Below are 22294 nucleotides of genomic sequence, written 5' to 3'. Positions count from 1 at the left end.
GGGCCGGCCCCTTTGGTGTCGTTGGGGTGGGGGGCGTGTGGCGGGTGGTGGTTTTCCCCCCCCCCCCGCCCCCCCCCGGGCCCCACCCCCCACGACCGTCAACAAAACCACCGGTGCCCGAAACACCCCCGCGTCGGAGCTTCCCTAGAGGACCTCGGGGAGGTCGTCGTGCAGGATCTTCTGGAAGAGCACGTGGTCCTGCCAGGCGCCCTGAATCAGCAGGTAGTTCTCGGCCAGGCCGAAGCGGGTGAAACCGGCCTTGGCGAGGACCCGCTGGGAGGCGGTGTTCCCGGGGAGCGTCCCGGCCTCCACCCGGTGCAGGCCGAAGGAGGAGCGGGCGACCCACAGCATGTGCTCCACGGCGTTGGTGATGATGCCGCGCCCCTGGAAGTCGGCGTCGATCCAGTAGCCGAGCGAACCGCTGAGCAGCGGCCCCCGGACGATGTTGTTGATGCTGACGGAACCGATGATCCTCTCACGGGTCCTGATGACCCACTGCGAGCCCGCGCCCCTCTCGTGCTCGGCCGTCCGGCGTCTGATGACGTTCGCCTGCCCCGACGCGGTGTAGAACCACTGCGGCCGCAGCGGTTCCCACGGGCGCAGGTGCTCCCGGTTGCGCAGGTAGGCCGCGGCCAGGTCGCGGGAGTCCCCCTCCTGCACGGGGCGGGTCCAGACTTCGGTGGCGAGGGCGATGCCGTCATTGGTCACCCCTGGATTATCCGTCCGGACACGGGGAGGCCGTGGTTCCGCGGCGCCCCCGGGCGGCGGCGCGGCGGAACGGGTGGGCCGGTGCGGGGCGCCGCCCGGGGTCTCATAGCCTCGATGGTGTGCTCCGCGTCCTGACCTCACCCCGAATGCTGGCGTTCCACGCGCTGGTGCTCCTCGTCGTGCCCTCGTTCGTCTGGCTGGGCTTCTGGCAGTACGAGCGTTCGGTGGCCAAGTCCGTGGTGGTCGAACTCCAGGAGGCCAACCTCGCGAGCGAGCCGGTGCCCCTCGACGAACTGGGGGCGGTCGGCGCGGACGTGCCGAGGGAGGACCGCTGGCGGAGCGTCACCGCCACGGGGACGTACGATCCCGAGCACGAGCTCCTGGTGCGCAACCGGGACGGCCTGGACGGGGTCGGACTCTACGTCGTCACCCCGCTGGTGACCGGGGACGGCTCGGCGGTGCTGGTCAACCGGGGCTGGGTGCCGCAGCCGCCGACCTCGACAGAGCAGCCCGAGGTGCCGCCCGCCCCGGACGGCGAGGTGACGGTGACCGGCCGGCTCCAGTTCAGCGAGACCCCCGAGAACACCGGCATCCGCGTGCGCGACGGCCTGCCCGAGGGGCAGATCATGGTCATCGACGTGGCCGCCATCGCGGAGGAGGCGCCCTACCCCCTCTACGGCGGTTTCGTGGAGCTGGTGGAGCAGGCCCCGCCGTCCGACCCGGCCCCCGCCCCGGTCCCGGTGCCCGAGGTCGACACCGGGATGAACTTCTCCTACGCCGTGCAGTGGTGGGTCTTCACGGTCATCGCGATCGTCGGCTGGGTCTTCCTGGTCCGACGCGAGATCCAGGACGACAGGGACGGCGGGGCGCCCCCGGCCGCCTCCGATCCGGCACCCCGCTCCGAGGCCGCGGTCTGAGTCGGGGACGCCGCTCCTCCGGCCCGGTGCCGCGGGCACGGTGGGATTGGGGCGCGCCGGGGCGGTGCGAGTATGGGCTCATGACCGATGACCTGATGAGCGCGTCCGTCGAGCGGGTCGCGCGGCGGGAGGCCGGCGCGGGGGAGAGCGCACGGGCCAGCCGGGTGTGGTGGGAGCGCGAGGCCGACGACTACCAGGCCGAGCACGGGGAGTTCCTCGGTGACGCCGCGTTCGTGTGGGGGCCCGAAGGACTGACCGAGGAGTCCGCGCGGCTGCTCGGGGACCCCGCCGACCTGGCGGGCCGCCGGGTGCTGGAGATCGGCTGCGGAGCGGGGCAGTGCGGCAGGTGGCTGCGCGGCCGGGGTGTGGCCGAGGTGGTGGGGATCGACGTGTCCGCGCGCCAGCTCCAGCACTCGCGCCGCATCGACGAGGCCACCGGGGGGTCGCTGCCGACCGCGCAGGCCGACGCCCAGCGGCTGCCGTTCACCGACTCCGCGTTCGACGCGGTCTGCTCGGCCTACGGGGCGTTCCCGTTCATCCCGGACGCCGGGGCGGCGCTGCGGGAGACCGCGCGGGTGCTGCGTCCGGGCGGGCGGCTGGTGTTCTCGGTCAGCCACCCGATCCGCTGGAGCTTCCCCGACGACCCGGGAGAGGGCGGTCTCACCGCCCGCGACTCCTACTTCGACCGCCGCCCCTACGTCGAGGAGGACGAGAAGGGGCGCGCGCTGTACGTGGAGTCCCACCACACGGTCGGCGACTGGGTCCGCGCCATCATCGGGGCCGGGCTCGTCCTGCGCGACCTCGTCGAACCCGAGTGGCCCGAGGACAACACCAGCACCTGGGGCGGTTGGAGCCCGCTGCGGGGCCGCCTCCTCCCCGGCACCGCGATCTTCGTCGCCGAGCGACCAGAGAGGCCGTGACCGTGAAGCTCAAGCTCGACCTGCACGACGTCTACAACCGAGGCGCCGACATCGACCGGGCCCTGCGCGGGATCATCGACGAGGCCGTCCGCACCAGGGCCAAGACCGTCGAGATCATTCCGGGCAAGGGCTCGGGCCAGCTGAAGAAGCGGGTGATCCGCTTCCTGGAGTCCAAGGAGATCAAACCCCTCTACCACCGGGTGGAGAAGGACTCGAAGAACTTCGGCCGTCTGTTCGTGCACTTCAGGCACTGATCCGCTTCGAGGGGCGAGGCGTCGATCTCGGCTCGGCGGGTAGCCGCGGAGGTCTCCGGAGGAGAAGGGGAGGCCGCGGTCGTGATGGACGGAGTGGAGTTCGGGGGGCTGCTGATGCTGCTTCTCGGCCTGATCGTGCCCATCGGGGTGGTCATCGTCGTCGTGCTGGTCCTCGGGAGGGGCCGGCAGAGGGCCGCGCGGTCGCCGGAGCGCTGGGAGGATCGGCGCGCCCGCGGTGATCCGCAGGTCCGGGAACTGGAGCGCAGGCTGGACGCGGGCGAGATCGACCGGGGGGAGTACGAGCGCCTCCGGGCGGAGATCGAGAAGGGCTGAGAGCCCCCGTCGCTCCGGCCGGGCCCGGGTGTGGGACGCGGCCCGCCGGGTAGCCGCACGCCTCTCGACGCGGGTGCGTGCCCGCGGGGAAGGAGCGGCGGTCATGGCGGTCATCCGTGCGGAGCACGTGGAGGAGCTGCTGAGGGGAGCCGTGCCCGAGCCGGTGCTTGTCGTCCGGAGGGGCGCCGCCGAGGTCGTGCCGAAGGCCCGGCTCGGCGACCCCGAGTACCGGGGGGCTCTCCAGGTCGTGAGCAGGCAGGACCTGGTGGACGGCGAAGCGGCGGAGGACGCGGCCGCCCTCGCCCGGAATCTTGACGCGACCCTGTCGAAACTGGGCGGCTGACGGGACGCCGCGTCCTGCCCGGAGCCACGGCCGGCCGGAGGCGCCCGGTCGTGGCTCCGGGCGCTCGAACCGCTGACCTCGGAGGAGCGGCGGACCTTCGTCGAGACCATGCGCGCCTACGAGCGCGGGGTCGAGGCCGCCGGGGAGCAGGGGGCGTTGGACGCCGCAGTGCCTTTCGAGACCGGTAAGGGCTTTCCTTTCGTTGTCTCATGGGGTGCCCTGCGGATGTCATGTCCGGTGCGGCGGCGAGCAGGTCGGATAGCGCTGCTGGAATGGCGGAACCGCGATTTTCCGGTTGGGGTGGAGGGGGCTGGTTCGGTCTCCCTGGGTGGAACTTCGTTGACACAACGCAAGATATGTGACTAAGGTCACGGCAAGCGCTTTCCATTGGTGTCCGGCACGTCCCCCGGCGAACGCCGCCCGCGCCCTCGGCGCGAGCGGCCGAGCGGCTAGGAGATCCCATGCGAAGAACAGTCCGTTTCGGCGTCGCGCTCGCCCTGCCCGTCGCACTCGCGGCGACGGGGATCGCGGTGGCCGGCGAGCACGGGCGCGGACAGGTCCCCCGCACGACCGAGCGGGTCGCCCGCCAGGTCCTCGGCCCCCACGACGGCTGGGCCGCGCTCGGTCCCGGTACCACGGGGGGCTCCGCGGCCGCCGACGAGCACGTGTACGTCGTGCGGGACTACGCCGGACTGCGCGCCGCGCTGGAGGGCGGCCGGGACAACGACACCCCCAAGATCGTCCTGGTGGACGGGCGGATCGACGCCGACACCGACGACCAGGGGGCCCCGATCGGCTGCGCCGACTACGCCGATCCCGGGTACGACTTCGACGCGTACCTGGCCGCCTACGACCCGGCCGTCTGGGGCTGGGACGAGGAGCCGTCGGGGCCGCTGGAGGAGGCCAGGGAGAGGTCGTACCGGAACCAGGCCGACCAGGCCGTCTTCGAGGTCGGCTCCAACACCACGCTCATCGGCGTCGGCGACGACGCCGCGCTGGTCGGCGCGCAGATGATGGTGGACGGCGTCGACAACGTCATCGTCCGCAACATCTCCTTCGAGACGGCCCAGGACTGCTTCCCGCAGTGGGATCCGACGGACGGCGAGGCGGGCAACTGGAACTCCGAGTTCGACGGTGTGTCGGTGCGCCGGTCCACCCACGTGTGGATCGACCACAACGAGTTCGGCGACGGCGACGTGCTCGACCGGGACCTGCCCGAGTACTTCGGCCGCGAGTACCAGGTGCACGACGGACTGCTGGACATCACGCACGGGTCGGACCTGGTCACGGTCTCCTACAACCACCTGCGCGACCACGACAAGACGATGCTGATCGGCAGCACCGACTCGCCCGCCTACGACGTCGGCCGGCTGCGGGTCACCCTGCACCACAACAAGTGGGAGAACGTCCTCCAACGGGCGCCCCGGGTCCGCTACGGCCAGGTGCACGCGTACAACAACCACTACGTCATCCCCGCGACACCCGAGGGGGAGAAGACCTACCAGTACTCCTGGGGCGTGGGGGTCGAGTCCCGGCTCTACGCGGAGAACAACTACTTCGACATCGACCCGGGCGTCGACCGCTCCGACGTCGTCGCCCACTGGAAGGGCGTCCGGATGTACGAGTCGGGCAGTCACGCCAACGGCCGCTCCGCGCGGAACCGGGTCAGCTTCCTGGAGGAGTACAACGCGGTCAACACCCCGCTGATCGAGGGGCAGGCGGGCTGGGAGCCCGAACTGCACGACCGGATCGATCCGACGCGGGCCGTTCCCGCCCAGGTCAGGAAGGCCGGTGTCGGCCGGATCCTCTGAGCGCGCCCGAGCGGCGCCCCTCCGGCCGGAGCCCGGCCCCCCGTCCGGTGGCTTCCCGACGTGAACGGCCCCGGCGCGGTCACCGCGCCGGGGCCGTTCACGCGCGCTCAGTCAAGGGGCTTGCGCAGGTGGAAGATCCAGGCGGGAGGCAGGTTGCGGAACACGCGCTCCCTGCCCACCCCGTAGCGGTCCACCCACTCGTCCACCACCCAGCCGGACTGCGCCTGGCGCAAGTAGTCCGCTCGTGGGGCGATGACCGCCTTGACCTGCTTGGTGTACAGGTAGCCGAAGAAGGACAGGTGCCCCCCCGGGCGCAGCACGGTGAAGTAGTACTCCATGATCGTGCGGACCTCGTCGGCGGTGAAGTTGGCGAACGGCAGCCCGGACACGATGACGTCGAAGCGGCGGTCGGTCCCCAGGTCGGTGACCAGCGCCTGGTGGACCGTGGTGCGGTCGGCGACCGGGGTGAAGTCCGGATCGGTCTCGAGCAGGCCGTTCAGGCGCGTGACGAACTGCTCGTTCGGCTCGACCATGTCGAAGGTGTCGCCGTCGCGCATGTGCGTGGCGATCGCACGGGAGACCGGTCCCGTCCCAGAGCCCGCCTCCAGGATGCTGAGGGGTGCGGACGGGTCGTCCCGCTCGGTGATGTACCGGGTCAGAGCGTTGGCCAGCGTGGAGCTGCTGGGCGCGACGGCTCCTGTCGCGCGGAATGTCTGGAGCGCCTGCCGGATGAAGAGGCCGGCGTCGCGAAGCCGGTGCTCCAGGCGCAGGGGGTCGGAGGAGGTCTGGGTGGCTGCCATGACTGCACGCTACTGCCTGTGAGGGTAAGGCCGTTGTTAGCAGGTCCGTCGTGTTCCCGCCAGGGTGTCGCGCAGCGCCGCGGCGACGGGCACCTCGGCCTGGCGGCCCAGCGGCAGCAGGGACCCGAGACCGAACATCCCGTGGAAGCCGCCGTTGATCCGGACGGTGGTGGCGGGGACTCCGGCGGCCGAGAGCGCGCGGGCGTAGGCCTCGCCCTCGTCGCGCAGCGGGTCGAAGTCGGCGGTGACCACGAACGCGGGCGCCGCGCCGGAAAGGTCGGTCGCGCGGATGGGGGAGGCCCGGAAGTCGTCCGCGTCGGCCGGGACGGCCAGGTACTGCCCGGCGAACCAGCGCATGCCCTCGGAGGTCAGGAGGTAGCCCTCCCCGTTGGAGATCCGGGACCCGTACGGGGTGTCCCCGGTCACCGGGTAGCCGGTCAGGTCGGTCACCGGGTAGATCAGGACCTGGAGGGTGATCGAGGGGCCGCCGTCGCGGGCCATCAGCGCGACCGCCGCGGCGATCCCGCCCCCGGCGCTGTCGCCCGCGACCGCGAGCCGGTCCGGGTCCACCCCCAGTTCCGCGGCGTGCTCGGAGACCCACCGGGTGGCCGCGTAGGCGTCGTCGACGGCCGCGGGGAAGCGGTGCTCGGGAGCCAGCCGGTAGTCCACCGCGACGACGGCGGCGCCGCTCTCCGCGGCGAGCAGGCGGGCGATGTGGTCGTGCGTCTCGAGGTCGCCGACCACGTAGCCGCCGCCGTGGAAGAACACCGCGCAGCCGGGGGCGGGCCCGTCCGGCGCCGGGTGGTAGAGCCGGACCGGGACGTCCCCGTCGGGCGTGGGGACGGAGAGGTCCCGCACGAGCGCGACGTCCGGTCCCGCGACGGTCCTGCGCTCCCTGCGGGACGAGCGCAGCAGCCCGGCGTCCACGCCGACGGTTCCGGCCTGGGGCGAGGCGGCGACCATGGCGTCGATGAACTTCCGGGTGCCAGGGCTGATGGACATAGGGGGCCTTCCGTCATCGGGCTGCTCGGACCGACGATAACCGGCTCCCCTCGCGGTCTCCCGGTCGGGTCGTGCCCGGCTGCGGTGCGCGGCCTTCGATTAGCATTCGGAACCATGAGCGACCGTCGCACCCACCCCCGCACGGCACTGGTCACCGGAGCGTCCACCGGGATCGGCGCGGAGTACGCCCGCCAGCTGGCCGAGCGGGGGTTCGCCCTCGTCCTGGTGGCCCGCCGCGGCGACCTGCTCGCCGAACGCGCCGCCGGACTGCGGGACCGCTACGGGGCCGCGGTGGAGGAGCTGCCCGCGGACCTCACCGACGGGGACGGGCTGGCCTCGGTCGAGGAGCGCCTGCGGGCCACCGGGGAGGACGGCGGTCCCGCCCCCGTCGACCTGCTCGTGAACAACGCGGGACAGGGGCACGGCGGATCGTTCGCCGGACAGGAGACCGCCGCGGTGGACAGCGCGATCGCGCTGAACGTGCGTGCCGTCACCCGGCTGGCGCGCGCCGTGCTGCCGGTGCAGATCGAGCGCTCGAAGGCCGCCGACGGCGCCCTGCTGGTCGGGGTCATCAACGTCGCCTCGGTGGCGGGGCTGCTGCCGTCGTCCCCCGGCGGCGCGGTCTACGCGGCCTCCAAGGCGTACGTGCGGTCCTTCAGCGAGACCATCGCGGTCGAGGTGGGGAAGCACGGGGTGAAGGTGTCCGCCGTGCTTCCGGGCTACGTGCGCACCGACATGACCGAGTACGTCCAGAACGCCGGAGCCCCCGACATCGCCTTCGTCCCCAAGGAGAAGGTGGTCGCCGACTCCCTGCGCGCCTGGGCGGCGGGCCGCCTCCAGGTGGTGCCGGGCCTCCAGTACAAGGCCGCGAGCGGCCTGCTCAGGGTCGTCCCGCACGGCCTGTTCAACACGGTGGCCAAGCGCTTCGGCGGCTGAGCCCCGCCCCTGGGCCTTCCAGCCTGTCCGGTCAGGTCCAGGTGAGCGCGGCGAAGCGGGCCTGGCCCCGGCGACAGCGCGCCACCGAGCGGTCGGCCGGGGGCACGACGTAGCAGCGCAGCGCCCGGTCGAGCAGGGCCAGGTCGCGGGTGGCGACGAAGTCGCCGCTGACCCGGTGCCGGGCGTGGTAGGGGCACTCGTCGCCGTGCTCGTAGGTGACCTCCCACCGGCCGCTGTGCTCCTCGGCGGCCTCGGCGAACCGCGCGTAGTCGGGGATGCGCGCCGAGGCGGAGGGGACCGCGCGCGCCTGCCGCCGGGGCGGAGAGGCGTGCCGGGGCCGCCGCACCACCGGATACGACGGCCCGACCTGAGGCGCGGGCGCGACCACCGCCAACAGCAGGACACCGACCAGGCTGAACAGGGACAGGCAGTGCATAACCCCTCCAAGGGGATCGCGGACGTGCGTTAGGGCACCAGCAAACGAACCTTTCTTCATGATGAAGCCTTCAATTTGAAGCGTCAAGGTGAACGCTTCAATTTGAGCGAAATGGCCGGATCGTGGAGCGGTCATATGATCAGCAGGCCACACGACCATGACCCAGCAGACGCGGAGGCAGACATGAGGCAGAGTCCTACCGTGCGCAAACGCCGTCTCGTCGCTGAACTGAAGCACATGCGAGAGGCTGCCGGGTACACGGTGGATGCCGCCCGCAGAGAACTCGGCTGGTCGTCCGGACGCCTCAACCACATGGAATCAGGACGCTCCCGTCCCGATTCGTCAGCGCTTCGGGACCTCATGAACACCTACGGGGTCACCGATCCGGCGCGTCGCGAGGCGGTTCTCGCGCTCGGTCGCCAGTCCAAGGAACGCGGCTGGTGGGATGTCTACGCGGACGTGCTTCCCGATACCTATATCGGTTTCGAGGCGGAGGCCGCGGTCATCTCGACCTACCAGCCCATTGTGATCCCCGGTTTGCTCCAGACTCCGGACTACACTGCGGCGATCGCCCGCGCGGCCCTGTTGCGCACCAGCGTTGAGATCGAGCGGATCGTCGCTGTGCGCAAGGAGCGCCAGAAGCTTCTGGCTCGGGACGATGCTCCCGAACTGCGCGCGGTCGTGGACGAGGCCGCACTACTGCGCCTGTGTCGGGACCCGTTGCTCGCGCGTCAGCAGATCGGTCACCTGATCGAGACAGCGGAGGCCCTGAACACGGTCACGATCCGGGTTCTGCCGATTGACGCCGGTATACATTCGGCGACGTTCGGCGCGATGGTCATCCTCGACTATGCCGACCCCCTCGATCCGAGCATCGTCTATCTGGAGACGCGTGCCGAGGGGCTGTACCTGGAAGAGCCCCGACAGGTAGCGGGCTATCGGCAGGCGTTCGACCATGTCGCCATGGACGCGCTCTCCAAGGCGGAGTCGATCGAGTTTCTGAAAAAGGCCATCGAGTAGCAAGGCGAGACACATGCGTTCTTCCGTCCCCACCTTTCGCAAGTCCAGCCACAGCGCTGGTGCGTCCGAGTGCGTCGAGGTCGCCGACCTCCCGGACGGCGCGGCCGTGCGCGACACGAGGAACCGCGAGGCCGGCCACATCGAGTTCGGCGGCACCGAGTGGCGCGCGCTCGTCGAAGCGGTGAAGCGCGACGCCCTCTGACCGCGCACCCCGCTGATGATCGTGAGGTTAGTGCCCTGAAACCGCGGTGTCAGGGCACTATGGGGGTTCCGGCGCGGGGGTGGTTCGGCGTCGGGAATCCGCCGACCGGATCGTCGAGGTGTCCTCGTGCGCGGCGCGGTGACGAGGCGGCGACGGCGGGTGCCGGTCGGGGCCGCGCACACGGTGTCCGTTTCGCGTGGTTTCCGTTGGTGATCTTGCTGTTTCCCCCTGAAGCCAAGGATTCCGTGGGGAAAACAGCAAGATCACCGGACATTCGAGGGCCGGTTCCGCCTCCACCCGGAATGATCTTGGGCTTTCTGCCCTTCCCGGCCCCGAAACGGGCAGAAAGCCCAAGACCGTCAACAAAACCACCGGTGCCCGAATTCACCCCCGCGCCGGAGCTTCCCTAACGGCACCCCTCACCGGCACGGCAAGTCTCGCAGTCATGGGGCTCCCGAGAAATAGTTTCCTCCCGTGGTCGCAGGCCGTGGAAAGAGTCCAACACCTCTCGCCGGATACGTCCTTGTGGTCGGAGGTGGCAAGGGTACCGAGAACGAAATCCTCCTGGCTTTTTCCATGCGCAAGCAGGTGATCCCATTCCCGGCTAGTGGTGGAGCCGCGAGGTCCGGTTACAGTCGAATGGGCCGCGACGCAGGGGTGCGGTCATGGATGAGGGATGAGGACTTCGACGCGCTTGCGTCAGCAGACGCGGACGGATTCGTCTCACTGGTCCACAGAATGACCTCAATGGATTATGGAGAGCGTGTATGAGCGACCGTCCCTATGTGACCCTGAGTTGTGCGATGTCCGTTGACGGGCATATCGACGACCTCAGTGACCAGCGGCTGCTGCTGTCCAACGACGCGGACTTCGACCGCGTCGACGAGGTCCGCGCGCACAACGACGCCATCCTGGTCGGCGCCAACACGATCCGCCGGGACGACCCCCGGCTCCTGGTCCGCTCGCAGCGGCGTCAGGAGGAGCGGCTCGCGCGAGGCGCCGCGCGGCATCCGGTCAAGGTGACCCTGACCGCCGGTGGCGGACTCGACCCCGCGAGCCGGTTCTTCACGGCGGGCGACACCGCCAAGATCGTGTACTCGGACTCCTCCGCCGTCGGGAAGCTGCGCGAGGACCTGGACGGGGTCGCCGAGGTCGTGGACGCGGGGCAGCCGGTGGACCTCGGCGGGGTGCTCTCCGACCTGTCCGCGCGAGGTGTCGGACGCCTCATGGTCGAAGGTGGTGGGCAGATCCACACGCGCTTCCTCACCGAAGACCTCGCGGACGAGATCCACCTCGTCATCGCCCCGTTCTTCGTCGGGCAGGCTCAAGCGCCCCGATTCGTCCACCCGGGAGCCTTCCCCAGGAACAAGGACAAGCGCATGGAACTGGCCGAAACCCGCCAGATAGGCGATGTCGTCCTCCTGCGCTACCTCCTGCGCTGACCGGGCCCTCGACCGGGCGGGGACGCCACGCCGTTCGGGGCCTGCCACAGCGGGCGGCGACGGCGGGTGGGGCCGGAGGGCCGCGCGTGCCCGTAGGGGATCCGTGACACGGTGGTCCGAGGGCTGGTTCCGCCCCGATCCGGGATGATCTTGGGCTTTCCGCCCTTCCAGGCCCCGAAACGGGCAGAACGCTCAAGACCGTCGTCCTGCCCCGGTGGCGCGGTCGGCGTCGCGGCCGGGCGCGGCCGGGTGCGGGCGGGTGCGGGCGGGCCAGGCGACCCAGGTGACGGTGGCGATGTAGAGCACCTGTTCGAGCGCGCGCGGCACGAGCGGGGAGGGGGCGTCGCCGGCGAGCTCGACACCGTTGAGCGCCGCGTAGGCGTTGGCCGGGAACATCAGCGCGAACAGCAGCGCCAGGCACACCGCGGCGGCGCGCCGGGTGGCGGGCAGGACCAGCCCGGCCGCCCCGGCGAGTTCGAGCACCCCGGTGCCGTAGACCACCAGCTCGGGGAAGGGGATCTGCGGAGGCACCATCGCGGTCAGGTCGGCGCTGTTGGGCATCACCGTCACCGACGGCGGCGCGAAGTGCGCGCCGGCCGTGAACAACAGCATGACCGCCATGGCGTGCGCCGCGCTGACCCGCCAGCCGTCGAACCGGCGGACCCCCAGCGCGCCGGCGGTCCGGAAGACCGCCAGAGCCGTCAGCAGCACCAGTGGAATCAACATGATCCCAGTCCCTTCGCGACGTGGCGTCCTACGGGCGCCATCCAATCTTGTCGCTGTCTAGTTTGCGCCCCGACGGCTATTTAGTCAATGGCTAGATCCTGGTGGCGTGGCCCAGCGCTCCGCCGCGGACTGTTCACCCCCGGTTCGGCCATCCGGTTCACGCGCCGGAGCGGGGTGCGCCTACTCTAGGAGGGCACGCTGCCGAGGAAAGTGATCATGAAGACCTTCGAAGAGCTGTTCGCCGAGCTGTCCGAGAAGGCGCGTACCAGGCCCGAGGGCTCGGGTACGGTCGCCCAGCTGGACGCCGGCGTGCACGCGATCGGCAAGAAGGTCGTCGAGGAGGCGGCCGAGGTCTGGATGGCGGCCGAGTACCAGACGGACGAGCAGACCGCCGAAGAGATCTCGCAGCTCCTCTACCACCTCCAGGTTCTGATGCTGGCGCGCGGCCTGCGCCTCGAGGACGTCTACAGGCATCTGTAGGTCGATCCCGCACCCCGTGTCGGGACCGACCCCACTGTCGCGTCCGCACAGCAGGCATCCGAACCAGTGAGTCGAGGAAGAACCTCCATGAACGACCAGCTCCGCATCGCCGTGCCCAACAAGGGCCAGCTCTCCGAACCCGCCAGCGCCATGCTGCGCGAGGCCGGGTACCGCCAGCGCAAGGACTCCCGCGACCTGGTCCTGCTCGACCCGGACAACGGGACCGAGTTCTTCTTCCTGCGTCCCAAGGACATCGCCGTGTACGTCGGCGAGGGCATCCTGCAGGCCGGGATCACCGGCCGCGACATGCTGCTCGACTCCGGCGCGCCGGTCGAGGAGCTGCTGCCGCTGGGCTTCGGCGGCTCCACGTTCCGCTTCGCCGCGCGCGGCGGCTCGGGGATGAAGGTCGAGGACCTCTCGGGGAAGCGCGTCGCCACCTCGTACGAGGGGCTGCTCACCGCCTACCTGGCCGAGCGCGGCATCGACGCCCGGGTGATCCACCTGGACGGCGCCGTGGAGAGCTCGATCCAGCTCGGCGTGGCCGACGCGGTGGCCGACGTGGTGTCCACCGGCACCACGCTGCGCCAGGCCGGGCTGGAGACCTTCGGCGACCCCATCCTGGAGTCCGAGGCCGTCGTCATCCGGCGCAAGGGCGAACCGGAGGACCCCAAGGTCGAGCAGCTGCTGCGCCGGCTGCGCGGGGTGCTCGTCGCGCGCGACTACGTGATGATGGACTACGACGTGCACGCCGAGCGCCTCGACGACGCGATCGCGCTCACCCCCGGCATGGAGGGACCCACGGTCTCCCCGCTGCACAGGGAGGGCTGGGTCGCCGTGCGGGCCATGGTCCCGCGTCGCGGCGCGCAGCAGATCATGGACGATCTGTGGCAGATCGGCGCGCGCGCCATCCTGGTCACCGATATCTACGCCTGCCGCCTGTAGGGCACGAGCCCGGCGGCACTGGAGGTCCGTCGTGGCAGTGCAGTTCTCCGCCGAGCCGGCCGGAGCCGTGGTCGTCGAGCGCGTGCCGGGGGTGACCGGCGGGGAACTTGTCCTGCGGAGAGCGGGCGCCGACTACGAGATCATCAGCAACGGCGTGTTCCTCATGGACACCCGCGACGGCTCCTCCGAACGCGAGATGGTCCGTGCCTCCCTGTCCGCGCTGACCGGGCGCACGGGCCTGCGCGTGCTGATCGGCGGGCTCGGCGTCGGGTTCTCCGCGGCGGAGGCCCTGGCGCACGAGGCGGTCGCGCGGGTCCGGGTGATCGAGTTGGAGCCCCGGGTCATCGCCTGGCACTCGGGCCCCCTCGGACCGGCGGCCGGACACCCGGCCGACGACCCGCGCTGCGAGATCACCTGCGCCGACCTGGTGGAGTGGCTCGCCGAAGCGGACGAGACCTTCGACGCGGTATGCCTGGACATCGACAACGGCCCCGACTGGACCGTTGTCGAGGGAAACGGGCTGTTGTACGAACCGGCCGCGCTGGACCGGCTGGCCGGGATCACCGCGCCCGGCGGGATCGTGGCGTTCTGGAGCGCGATGCCCGCGCCCGGCTTCGCCGCGCTGCTCGGCCAGCGGTTCGGCGGGGTCGCCACCGTCAGCGTCCCTGCCCGCAGGGGCGGGCCCGACGTGGTCTACCTGGCACGCCCGTCCGGGGCCTGACGGCACGCGCGACCGGTGGTCCCGGCGCCGACGCCGGGGCCACCGGGAGGAACGCCTCCGCCTACTCCTTCGCGGACGCCTCCTCGTGGTTCTTGGCGATCTGCTCGCGGACCTCGTCCATGTCCAGCTCGCGGACCTGCTTGATCAGATCCTCCAGTACGGCCTCGGGAAGGGCCCCCGGCTCGGCGTAGAGCACGGTCTGGTCCCGCACGATCATGAGAGTCGGGATCGACTGGATGTTGAAGCTGGCCGCGAGCTCCTGCTGGGCCTCGGTGTCGATCTTGGCGAAGACCAGGTCGTCGTGCTTTTCCGAGGCCTTCTCGAAGATGGGGGCGAACATCTTGCACGGACCGCACCAGGACGCCCAGAAGTCGATGAGAACGAAGCCGTTGTCCGTCAACGTCTCGTTGAAGTTGTCCTTGGTGAGTTCGATGGTGGCCACGGGATCTCCTGCGTTGGAATGCTTGGTCTCTGGCTAAAGCGGTCCTTCCCGCTGTTTTGTTCCGCATGCGCGGGCGGCGCGCCCGAATCCGCGGGTCCGGCCGGGACAACCGACAAAACCCCTGGCCAATACCGACTTGGGGGGAAATCGGGTTCACGCGTACATTCGGGGCAGGGGCAGGGGCAACGGTCCGCGGGCAGGAGGGGTGCGGTGAGTACGGTTTCGCCTTCCAACACGCGGTGGGACGACGAGTCGGGGGACAGGGAGCCCGACTACCGCTTCACCCTCGCCAACGAGCGGACCTTCCTGGCCTGGATCCGGACGGCGCTGGCGCTGGTGGCCGGAGCGGTGGCGGTGCTGCACCTCGTCCCGCTCCAGTGGCACCACGGCCTGCAGCTCACCGTGGGCCTCTCGCTCGCCGCGCTGGCCGTGGTCATCACCGCCTACGCGCCGTTGCGCTGGTTCCGGGTGCAGCGCGCCATGCGGCGCGACCGGCCGCTGCCGACCAGCCCGCTGCCCCTGGTCACCGCCGTCGGCGTGGCCCTGGTGTGCCTGGTCGTGGTCGTGGGGAACTACTGGCGATGAGCGCGCGCCCCCCACGCGACAGGGGACTCCAGCCCGAACGCACCCTGCTGTCCTGGCAGCGGACCGTCTTCCTGCTGGTCGTGGTCGTGCTGCTGTACCTGAGGGTTCCGCTGGGGGAGTCCGCCGAGGGACCCGCCGCGGACATGGCCGGACGGGTCCTGACGGTGCTCGGGGTCCTCGGGGCGGTCATCGTGCTGATCGTGCACCTGCGGCGGCGCTGGCGCCGGACCGACCACGGCCTGCACGACGACGACACCGGGACCCCTCCCGCGCCGCTCGCCCGCCCCTGGGCACTCGTGCTGCTCGGTGCGGCCGTGGCGCTCCTGGGCACCGCGGTCGCGGCGACCGCGGTGCCGACCCCCTAACCCTGCTTGTACTCGATGATCGAGTTGATGATGTCGTCCAGGCGGCGGCTCGGCCGGTAGTCGATGAGCTCGCCCGCGAGCGTGGTGTCGGGCATACGGCGCTGCATGTCCTCGTACCCCTCGCCGTAGGCCTTCTCGTACGGCACGTACTCGATCGTGCTGGTCGAGCCGGTCAGCTCGATGACCCGCTCGGCGAGGCCGCGGATGGAGATCTCCTCCAGCCCTCCGAGGTTGACCGCCTGGTTGTAGGCGGCGGGGGTGTCCATCAGGCGGACCACGGCCGGGATGATGTCGAAGACCGACCCGAAGCAGCGCCGCTGGTTGCCGTCGCCGTACACCGTGATCGGCTCGCCCGCCAGGGCCTGGCCCACGAAGCGGGGCACGACCATGCCGTAGCGCCCGGTCTGGCGCGGGCCCACGATGTTGAAGAACCGGGTGATCACGGTGGGCAGTCCGGTCTCCTGGCCGTAGACGTAGGCCACGAGTTCGTCCAGGCCCTTGGCCGCGGCGTAGGACCACCGGCTCTTCAACGGAGAGCCGAGGATGCGGTCGGCGTCCTCGGTCAGCCCGTCGGTGTCGTTCTTGCCGTACACCTCGCTCGTGGAGGCGACCAGGAAGCGTGCTCCGTGCCGCGCGGCCGCCTCGACCACGGTCTCGGTGCCGTGCAGGTTGGTGCGCAGCGACTGGAGCGGTTTGTCCACGATGGTGTGGACGCCGACCGCGGCGGCCAGGTGGAACACGGTGTCGCACTCGCTGATGAGGTCGTTGACGAGCCCCTTGTCCAGGATGGAGCCCTTGACCAGCTCGAAGTCCGGTTCGCCGGTGAGTTGTTCGAGGTTGGACTCCGATCCTGTGGACAGGTCGTCGAGTACCACCACCTGGTGCCCCTGGGCGGTCAGGTAGTCGCACAGATGAGAACCGATGAATCCGGCACCGCCGGTGACCACGGCCTTCAAGTTGTTTCCCTCCAAGAGAAAGCACTGATGTGCTGATGATGCACTGCTGACCGGCCGGCGGAGACACCGCCGGGCCGTGAGCAGGTCAGACGAGGCAGCGCAGCGTGTGGTAGCCCTCGGCGAAGGGCACCCCCACGTGCATTCCGCGCAGGGCGGCGAGGCTCCGCAGAGTGAGGTCCGATCGGGTGTGCGGGTGTGCGTGCGCCTGGCTCCCGTACAGGTGCATCGCCTCGATCTTGGCGTCGACCTGCGCCTCGGTCAGTTCGACGAAGAAGTTCGGCGGCGGCGCGGTGTCCTGGCGCCACTGGTCGGCGGCCTCCTCGTAGGCGAGCACCAGGCGCGGATGGTGCCGGAACCGGTTGTCGGACGGGCGCAGCGCGGTGTGCACCGCTTCTGCCGTGGCCTGGTGGTCCTGGTTGTAGCTGGTGTGGTGCGGAGTGATCACCACGGTCGGCTTCAGCGTCGTGACGGACAGCGGGCTGTGCCGTTCGATCGCGTTGCTCAGTTCGAACCGGGACAGGACGTCCAGCTTCAGGTGGTACTCGTCGCCGGGGAAGGCGAAGTCCCAGCCGTCCCACCCGAAGAAGTCGGCGACCTCCTTGATCTCCCCGTAGCGCTCCTGTGCGGTGGATGGACCTCTCGCGGAGTTGTCCTCGGTGTCTCCGACCGTGATGAACTGGATGTACACCTCGGCCCCCGCGTCTTTGGCCTTGCGGATCAGACCGCCGCAGCCGAGGGTCTCGTCGTCCGGGTGCGGAGCGAGAATCAGAATCCGCTCACGGGACCAGTCGATCGTCATGAGGTGTCCTTAGCCTGGGAATGAAACGGGTGGAATCGGAAAGTGGACGGGGAGGCCGCGTGCGGTCCCGTCCGGTTCGCGGCGGTCTCAGGCCGCCTCGGTGGAACGGGCCGCGCGGACCAGGTCCATCCCTTCGGGACCTGCGTTCAGCAGCAGGTCCAGGGCTGCCATACGGGGCAGGAACTCCTGTCCGCGCCGGTTGTGCTGCGGGTACTCCGGGTGCCGGAAGGTCTGCCATTCGACGGTGATGCCGTACCGTGCGAACACCTCCGGATCGACGTACCCCCGGGCGCCCTCACCGGACAGCATGGTGGTGGCGCCGACCTTGGCGCTGAGTTGGGCGAGAAGTTCGCTCTTCTGCCCGGGGAACTCGCCGAGCTCGCTGGAACGCACCATCGGGGTGGTGACCCCGAACGCGTTGAGAACGAGGTCGGTCGTCGCCGTCGAGAGATCGACGAGCCGTTCCCACTCGCGGTTGTAGACGTCCGTGACCCCTTCGCCGAACTCCGACCAAAAAGGGGAGTTGCGGTAGCAGTGGGAAGCCAGAGTCCGCTGGTGCTTCTCTTGCCACGGAGTTTCGTTGTTAATCGACTTGTCGATTATCCGTTCGTTCCTGCTGCGTTGTATTACCGGAACAGTAAGAAGAACCGGACCATTTTTTGACGCCACATAGTTGCGGTGCTGCCACCCTTTGCGCTCGAACTGCACATCGTCGAGCACGATGAACAGATCGCAGCGGTCGATCTTGTCCACCAGGCCCAACCAGGGCAGGTAGTGCGGCTGATGCATCGCGACGCGCACGGGCATTCCCTTTCGAGGTTGTATCGGCACGCTCTGTGGCCTTTTGGGCGGCCGGATCACGGCCCACGGTGGCATCCGCCGACTAGGGCTGAGGTGGACCGTTTCACCGCCCAAGTCATATTTTCGTGATCTTTGGCTGCGGCTCATCCTCAAATACGAGGAAACTTGTCGTTCGAGTGCACTATGGGAGGTGAAAGACCTCACCGATATTGGACCAATAGGGCAGACTGGTCGCAAGCCCGCGCATGTGGTTTCCCCTGGCCTACTTAGGTCGCTATCAGCGGACAACGGATCCCTTGGGCGGAACGTCAATACATCGGCTTCGTCGGTTGCCGTCGGTCCGAGTCCCGTCACCACCCGGAGGTTCTCCCAGTGCGCACCGCGCGTTTCATCGGAAGCTGGCTAGCCGGCCTGGTCTCCCTGTCGGCAGCGGTCCTACTCTTCGTGCTGTGGCTGCGGTTCGTGATCGGTACGGCGGGGGACGGCACCCCGTTGCCGTTGCTGCTCCTGATCGGCTTCGGCATCAACCTGCTGGTGTGGTCGCTGGTCGGGGTCCTCAGACTCGCGGACCAGGCCGTCCACAAGGTCATGCGCCGGGAACCCGCGACGATCGTCCGCCGCCGGAACGCCCCGCGCCCGGCGGGGAGCGTGCCGCGGCACCAGAAGCAGCGGGTGCTGGTCGCCTCCCGAGGGGGCGACGGCGGTGACGGGGACCGCCCCGCCCCGGGCGGCGGACCGCCCGGGCCGGACACCGGGACCGGCCCGGGGACGGTCAGGGCGCCCGAGAACGCCACCGACCCGGAGACGATCTCGCTGGCGGTCATCATCCCCGCGCACAACGAGGAAGTGGTCATCGACGGGGCGATCCGCTCGGCCCTGCGGCTGTTCAACCGGTGGGACATCTACGTGGTGTCGGACAGCTCCAGGGACGCCACCGCGGACATCGCGGCGCAGACCGGCGTCAACATCCTGGAGCTGCTGACGAACCTGGGCAAGGCCGGCGCGATCGAGGCGGTCATCCAGGAGTTCGACCTGATCGAGAACTACGACGGCGTGGCGATCCTGGACGCCGACACCGAACTCGACGAGAACTACGTCGAGGGCGTGCGCCGCCAGTTCAAGGACGCGACGGTCGCCGCCGTCGCCGGGTTCGTCGTCGCCGAGTGGAAGCCGCAGCAGCGCACCGTCATGGGCCGGCTGATCTCGGCCTACCGGGACCGGCTGTACTGGCTCCTGCAGTACCTGCTCCGCTTCGGGCAGACCTGGCGCTTCACCAGCGTCAGCTTCATCGTCCCGGGCTTCGCCAGCACGTACCGCACCAGCGTCCTGCAGCACCTGGAGATCAACCCCAAGGGGCTGGTCATCGAGGACTTCAACATGACCTTCGAGGTGCACCACAAGCGGCTCGGCCGCATCTCGATGGAGCCCGACACCAAGGCGTACAGCCAGGACCCCTTCACGTTGCGCGACTACAGGAGCCAGGTGAAGCGCTGGACCCTGGGCTTCTGGCAGACGGTCCGGCGGCACGGCGTGTGGCCGAGCCTCTTCTGGTTCGCGCTGTTCTTCTACATCCTCGAGGTCGTTCTCGTCTCGGTCCTGCTGATCATCACCGCGCTGATCGGCGTGTTCGTGCTGCCGCCGACGCTCATCGGGGACGCCGTGCTCGGCGTCGGGTGGTACGCCGAGGGCTACACGGCGGTGTCCGCGGTGCTGCCGCTGAGCACGGTCGCCGTCGGACTCTTCGTCCCCGACTACATGCTGACCTGCATCATCGCGATGATCCGCCGTCGGCCGAGCTACCTCTTCTACGGGTTGTTCTTCCTGCCGATGCGGCTGCTCGACTCCTATCTGACGCTGCGCACCATCCCGCAGGCGTGGACCGCCAAGTCCGACGGCCGGTGGAAGAGCCCCGAGCGGGCGGCGCTGAAGCCCTGACCGAGGGCGCGACCCGAACCCCGGACGAGGGCGGTCCGACACGGCACTTAGGCTCGAAGGACAAGTGGATCTCCGGCGGCGCCCGCACGGGCGCCGCCGGAGATCCGTTCTCGATCGAACCGTCCTAGTGTCGAGGTGCCCTGGTGGACAAGAAGAGCAGTCTCCCCTTCACGCTGTACCGCGTGCTGGCCTACGTGACGTCGGTCTGGCTGCTGCTCCTGACGTTCGTGGCGATGCCGGCCAAGTACCTCGTCGGTGAGGACGCCCGGTTCTCCCTGGTCGGCGCTCCGGCCGGGACGGAGGGGTGGTTCGGTGACGACACCCCGTTGATGATGCTCATCGCGACCCCGCACGGCTACATCTACATGCTGTTCGTGCTGGTGGTCCTGTGGCTGTCGCTGAACCGCCGGTGGAGCGCGCCCAAGACCGTCGGGGTGATGCTCTCGGGCACGATCCCGCTGGTGGGGTTCTTCGTGGAGCGCCGGGTCGCGGCCAGGGAGAAGGCGGCGATGGAGGCCGAGGCCGCGGCCCCGGTTCAGTCCGCGGTCGCGCCCGCCACCGAGGGCTGAGGCCCGTCGGCGGCGGAGGGGGACGCCGTCCCCCCGGCGCCGCCCTCCCGGGCCGCGCGGCGCTCGTCCAGCTCGCGCCGCATCAGGGAGATCCAGAACACGACGACGGCGATCCCGAACACCACCCACTGGGCGGCGTAGCTCAGGTTCTTGATGTTCCAGGTGATCTCCTGCGGCGGGTCCGGCGGCGGGATCTCCCGGAGCTGCGACGCCGCGCCCGCGGTCTCCGCGGGGGTCTGCTCGGCCAGGGTGACGTACCCCTCGTAGAGGGGGTAGGGCCACTCGTTGACCAGCAGCGCGGACGAGATCCGCGCGATCTGCCCCTCGGACACGATCGCCGTGTAGCCGCGGGTCGCCTCGCCCTGCGGCGGCATCAGCCACCCGCTGACGGTGGCCTCCCCGTCCGGCACGGGGGGAACCGCGCCGTCGGCCCCGGCGGCGTCGAGGGGTATCCAGCCGCGGTTCACCGTCACGGCGGCGCCGTCGTCGGTCACCAGCGGCACGATGACGTAGTACCCCTCCTCGCCCTCGGGCGAGAGCGCGGGGGAGAGCAGCTGGTTCTCGGCGTCGTACACCCCGGACGTGCGGACGGCCTCGTTGGCCAGGTCCAGCGGCATGTACGCGCCCGGTTCGAGCAGCGCGCCGATGTCGGTGGCGCGGGCCAGGTCCTCGACGGGGTTGGTGATCGCGCTGCGGTCGGGCTCCTGGGCGCGCTCGTACTGCCAGTAGCCCAGCCCGAGGCAGCCGAGCGCGGCGAGCACGGCCATCAGGTGGGTGCCGAGCCAGCGGGGGTGGAGAAGCGGAAAACGCACTCTCACAGGCTATGTCCGACTTCGGGCGAGGGGACGGTGGCCCCCTGATGCGGAGAGACCGCGGGGGCGTGCGGCACTTGGCCTGTGCCAGGGATGCAGCTGGTTATTACTTTAAGTAATTAACTGTGACTGACGGTTGTTTCGCCAGGTGGGTGTGGGTAATCTGGGTGTCAGCGGGGAGAGATGAAACAGATAACCCGCTGTGCGAGACCTTCCGAGGTCGCGACTCCTGGGGGGAGGAGTCGCCGACCGTTCCCAGGCGAAGGCCGCCTCCGTGCTTTGAGGGGGGACATGGAGGCGGCCTTCGCGCTTTTCGCGTTCGGCCCGGTTCTCCCGCAGTCCGCGCCCCGCCCCCGCCCCGCCGCAAGGGGCCGGCGCCCTGACGGCCCCGGCGACCGGCCGGTGGCGCACGGGGGACGACCCCACCCGGCCGCGCGGGCCCCGCTCCTTCCAGCTCTCCGCCCCGACCACCCGTCGCAGGCGTGGACGAGGATCTCGGTCCCGTCGGTCCGGTCACGCGGACCGAAACCGTCGGAAAGCTCTCCTGGCCCGTGTCGGGCGGGAAAAACGGATGCGGCGGGTCGGAGTGGAAAGTACGGTGACGGGGAGTCCCGCCCGATCCGGCCGGGCCGTTCACCAACGTACGGAGGAACCCATGGCGCGAGGACGAGACAGCCTGCTCGGTCTGGGCGGGCAGCGGAAGAAGCTCTCCAAGAACACGCTGCGCGGCAACGAGAAGGGCCAGCAGGGCGGCGCGGCCGACCCCCTGGAGGAGAAGCGCGAACTGCTGCGCAAGATGCGGGAGAAGACCGAGCAGGGGAGCACCACCGACGGGTGACCCCAATCGGACGGTCGGGAACGCGCGGCCGGGTCGGAACTATCCCCCCTTCTCACGCATCTACCCCTGTGAGACGCACCGTGTTTCCAGGCAATGGGAATGTGCCCTGGTACGGCGGGCCAGGTTGTGGTTCGCTGGCTGGTGAAGGCCGTTTCGGGTGGTCACCGGCCCGACCGGGCTACTCGTCCCGGACGGCTCC

At 70.0% G+C, this 22294-nt stretch carries 28 protein-coding genes; 18 read left to right on the top strand and 10 right to left on the bottom strand.

Annotated features, from left to right (window positions below; genetic code table 11):
• Positions 1-144: 144 nt before the first annotated feature.
• Positions 145-708 (bottom strand): GNAT family N-acetyltransferase, encoded by a 564-nt coding sequence (locus EV190_RS03240; protein WP_133739864.1) that lies wholly within the window; start codon positions 706-708, stop codon positions 145-147.
• Positions 709-827: 119 nt separating this feature from the next.
• Between EV190_RS03240 and EV190_RS03235 the strand changes: the two genes are divergently transcribed.
• The 6 genes from EV190_RS03235 to EV190_RS03205 all read left to right on the top strand — a co-directional run bounded on the left by EV190_RS03235 (position 828) and on the right by EV190_RS03205 (position 5286).
• Positions 828-1625, top strand: a complete 798-nt coding sequence (locus tag EV190_RS03235) for an SURF1 family cytochrome oxidase biogenesis protein (RefSeq protein ID WP_279536601.1) — start codon at positions 828-830, stop codon at positions 1623-1625.
• 80 nt (positions 1626-1705) lie between these two features.
• On the top strand, positions 1706-2545 hold the full coding sequence (locus EV190_RS03230; protein WP_133739863.1) for a class I SAM-dependent methyltransferase: 840 nt from the start codon (positions 1706-1708) through the stop codon (positions 2543-2545).
• A 2-nt stretch (positions 2546-2547) separates the two neighbouring features.
• Entirely contained in the window at positions 2548-2799 is a 252-nt protein-coding gene (locus EV190_RS03225) for a Smr/MutS family protein (RefSeq protein WP_133740151.1), read from the top strand.
• 84 nt (positions 2800-2883) lie between these two features.
• Positions 2884-3132 (top strand): hypothetical protein, encoded by a 249-nt coding sequence (locus EV190_RS03220; RefSeq protein ID WP_133739862.1) that lies wholly within the window; start codon positions 2884-2886, stop codon positions 3130-3132.
• A gap of 103 nt (positions 3133-3235) precedes the next feature.
• Positions 3236-3475: a hypothetical protein gene (locus EV190_RS24235; RefSeq protein WP_133739861.1), complete on the top strand. Its 240-nt coding sequence runs from the start codon at positions 3236-3238 to the stop codon at positions 3473-3475.
• A gap of 461 nt (positions 3476-3936) precedes the next feature.
• A complete protein-coding gene (locus tag EV190_RS03205; RefSeq protein ID WP_133739860.1) occupies positions 3937-5286 on the top strand; it encodes a pectate lyase family protein in 1350 nt (449 codons plus the stop codon).
• 107 nt (positions 5287-5393) lie between these two features.
• Here EV190_RS03205 and EV190_RS03200 read toward each other — a convergent pair whose 3' ends face one another.
• Entirely contained in the window at positions 5394-6086 is a 693-nt protein-coding gene (locus tag EV190_RS03200) for a class I SAM-dependent methyltransferase (RefSeq protein WP_133739859.1), read from the bottom strand.
• Between the two features lie 36 nt (positions 6087-6122).
• On the bottom strand, positions 6123-7088 hold the full coding sequence (locus EV190_RS03195) for an alpha/beta hydrolase (protein WP_133739858.1): 966 nt from the start codon (positions 7086-7088) through the stop codon (positions 6123-6125).
• Positions 7089-7202: 114 nt separating this feature from the next.
• Between EV190_RS03195 and EV190_RS03190 the strand changes: the two genes are divergently transcribed.
• Positions 7203-8024 (top strand): SDR family NAD(P)-dependent oxidoreductase, encoded by an 822-nt coding sequence (locus EV190_RS03190; protein ID WP_133739857.1) that lies wholly within the window; start codon positions 7203-7205, stop codon positions 8022-8024.
• 31 nt (positions 8025-8055) lie between these two features.
• On the opposite strand, the gene EV190_RS03185 is transcribed toward EV190_RS03190, so the two are convergent.
• Positions 8056-8460 (bottom strand): hypothetical protein, encoded by a 405-nt coding sequence (locus EV190_RS03185; RefSeq protein ID WP_133739856.1) that lies wholly within the window; start codon positions 8458-8460, stop codon positions 8056-8058.
• Between the two features lie 183 nt (positions 8461-8643).
• On the opposite strand from EV190_RS03185, the gene EV190_RS03180 reads away from it, so the two are divergent.
• From EV190_RS03180 to EV190_RS03170, 3 genes are all read left to right on the top strand, one after another.
• Complete coding sequence (locus EV190_RS03180; protein ID WP_133739855.1) at positions 8644-9480, top strand: helix-turn-helix domain-containing protein; 837 nt, start codon at positions 8644-8646, stop codon at positions 9478-9480.
• Between the two features lie 13 nt (positions 9481-9493).
• Entirely contained in the window at positions 9494-9682 is a 189-nt protein-coding gene (locus EV190_RS03175; RefSeq protein WP_133739854.1) for a DUF397 domain-containing protein, read from the top strand.
• 767 nt (positions 9683-10449) lie between these two features.
• Complete coding sequence (locus EV190_RS03170) at positions 10450-11124, top strand: RibD family protein (RefSeq protein ID WP_133739853.1); 675 nt, start codon at positions 10450-10452, stop codon at positions 11122-11124.
• Between the two features lie 192 nt (positions 11125-11316).
• Here EV190_RS03170 and EV190_RS03165 read toward each other — a convergent pair whose 3' ends face one another.
• Positions 11317-11850 carry a DoxX family protein gene (locus tag EV190_RS03165; protein WP_208112996.1) on the bottom strand — a complete coding sequence of 178 codons (534 nt, stop codon included), beginning with the start codon at positions 11848-11850 and terminating at the stop codon, positions 11317-11319.
• A gap of 216 nt (positions 11851-12066) precedes the next feature.
• Here EV190_RS03165 and EV190_RS03160 point away from each other — a divergent pair, with 216 nt between their 5' ends.
• From EV190_RS03160 to EV190_RS03150, 3 genes are all read left to right on the top strand, one after another.
• Entirely contained in the window at positions 12067-12330 is a 264-nt protein-coding gene (locus EV190_RS03160; protein WP_133739852.1) for a phosphoribosyl-ATP diphosphatase, read from the top strand.
• 87 nt (positions 12331-12417) lie between these two features.
• Entirely contained in the window at positions 12418-13272 is an 855-nt protein-coding gene (hisG, locus tag EV190_RS03155) for an ATP phosphoribosyltransferase (RefSeq protein WP_133739851.1), read from the top strand.
• A 37-nt stretch (positions 13273-13309) separates the two neighbouring features.
• Positions 13310-13993 (top strand): spermidine synthase, encoded by a 684-nt coding sequence (locus EV190_RS03150; protein WP_243742339.1) that lies wholly within the window; start codon positions 13310-13312, stop codon positions 13991-13993.
• Positions 13994-14054: 61 nt separating this feature from the next.
• Here the strand turns inward: EV190_RS03150 and trxA are convergent, their stop codons facing one another.
• Positions 14055-14435, bottom strand: coding sequence for a thioredoxin (trxA, locus tag EV190_RS03145; protein ID WP_133739849.1), 381 nt, complete (start codon positions 14433-14435; stop codon positions 14055-14057).
• Positions 14436-14645: 210 nt separating this feature from the next.
• Here trxA and EV190_RS03140 point away from each other — a divergent pair, with 210 nt between their 5' ends.
• Positions 14646-15020, top strand: coding sequence for a YidH family protein (locus tag EV190_RS03140; RefSeq protein WP_133739848.1), 375 nt, complete (start codon positions 14646-14648; stop codon positions 15018-15020).
• On the top strand, positions 15017-15385 hold the full coding sequence (locus tag EV190_RS03135; protein WP_133739847.1) for a DUF202 domain-containing protein: 369 nt from the start codon (positions 15017-15019) through the stop codon (positions 15383-15385). The genes EV190_RS03140 and EV190_RS03135 overlap by 4 nt, the downstream gene beginning before the upstream one ends.
• Here the strand turns inward: EV190_RS03135 and EV190_RS03130 are convergent.
• The 3 genes from EV190_RS03130 to EV190_RS03120 all read right to left on the bottom strand — a co-directional run bounded on the left by EV190_RS03130 (position 15382) and on the right by EV190_RS03120 (position 17941).
• On the bottom strand, positions 15382-16341 hold the full coding sequence (locus tag EV190_RS03130; RefSeq protein WP_133739846.1) for an NAD-dependent epimerase/dehydratase family protein: 960 nt from the start codon (positions 16339-16341) through the stop codon (positions 15382-15384). The genes EV190_RS03135 and EV190_RS03130 overlap by 4 nt on opposite strands.
• Positions 16342-16426: 85 nt before the next feature.
• Positions 16427-17140, bottom strand: coding sequence for a PIG-L deacetylase family protein (locus tag EV190_RS03125; protein WP_133739845.1), 714 nt, complete (start codon positions 17138-17140; stop codon positions 16427-16429).
• 87 nt (positions 17141-17227) lie between these two features.
• A complete protein-coding gene (locus EV190_RS03120) occupies positions 17228-17941 on the bottom strand; it encodes a WbqC family protein (RefSeq protein ID WP_133739844.1) in 714 nt (237 codons plus the stop codon).
• 372 nt (positions 17942-18313) lie between these two features.
• Here EV190_RS03120 and EV190_RS03115 point away from each other — a divergent pair, with 372 nt between their 5' ends.
• A complete protein-coding gene (locus tag EV190_RS03115; protein ID WP_133739843.1) occupies positions 18314-19876 on the top strand; it encodes a glycosyltransferase in 1563 nt (520 codons plus the stop codon).
• A 143-nt stretch (positions 19877-20019) separates the two neighbouring features.
• On the top strand, positions 20020-20445 hold the full coding sequence (locus EV190_RS03110) for a DUF3817 domain-containing protein (protein WP_133739842.1): 426 nt from the start codon (positions 20020-20022) through the stop codon (positions 20443-20445).
• Here EV190_RS03110 and EV190_RS03105 read toward each other — a convergent pair.
• The gene (locus EV190_RS03105; protein ID WP_133739841.1) at positions 20412-21257 is read right to left on the bottom strand and encodes an SURF1 family protein; all 846 of its coding nucleotides are present in this window, start codon (positions 21255-21257) and stop codon (positions 20412-20414) included. The two genes, EV190_RS03110 and EV190_RS03105, sit on opposite strands and share 34 nt — an antisense overlap.
• 655 nt (positions 21258-21912) lie before the next feature.
• Here EV190_RS03105 and EV190_RS03100 point away from each other — a divergent pair.
• A complete protein-coding gene (locus EV190_RS03100) occupies positions 21913-22095 on the top strand; it encodes a DUF6243 family protein (RefSeq protein ID WP_133739840.1) in 183 nt (60 codons plus the stop codon).
• The last annotated feature ends 199 nt before the right edge of the window (positions 22096-22294 follow it).

Source organism: Actinorugispora endophytica (genome assembly GCF_004363075.1).
In the GTDB taxonomy this organism is placed as follows: Bacteria; Actinomycetota; Actinomycetes; order Streptosporangiales; family Streptosporangiaceae; genus Actinorugispora; species Actinorugispora endophytica.
The sequence above is the reverse complement of the archived record's forward strand: the minus strand, read 5'-3'. Positions and strand labels throughout refer to the sequence as shown.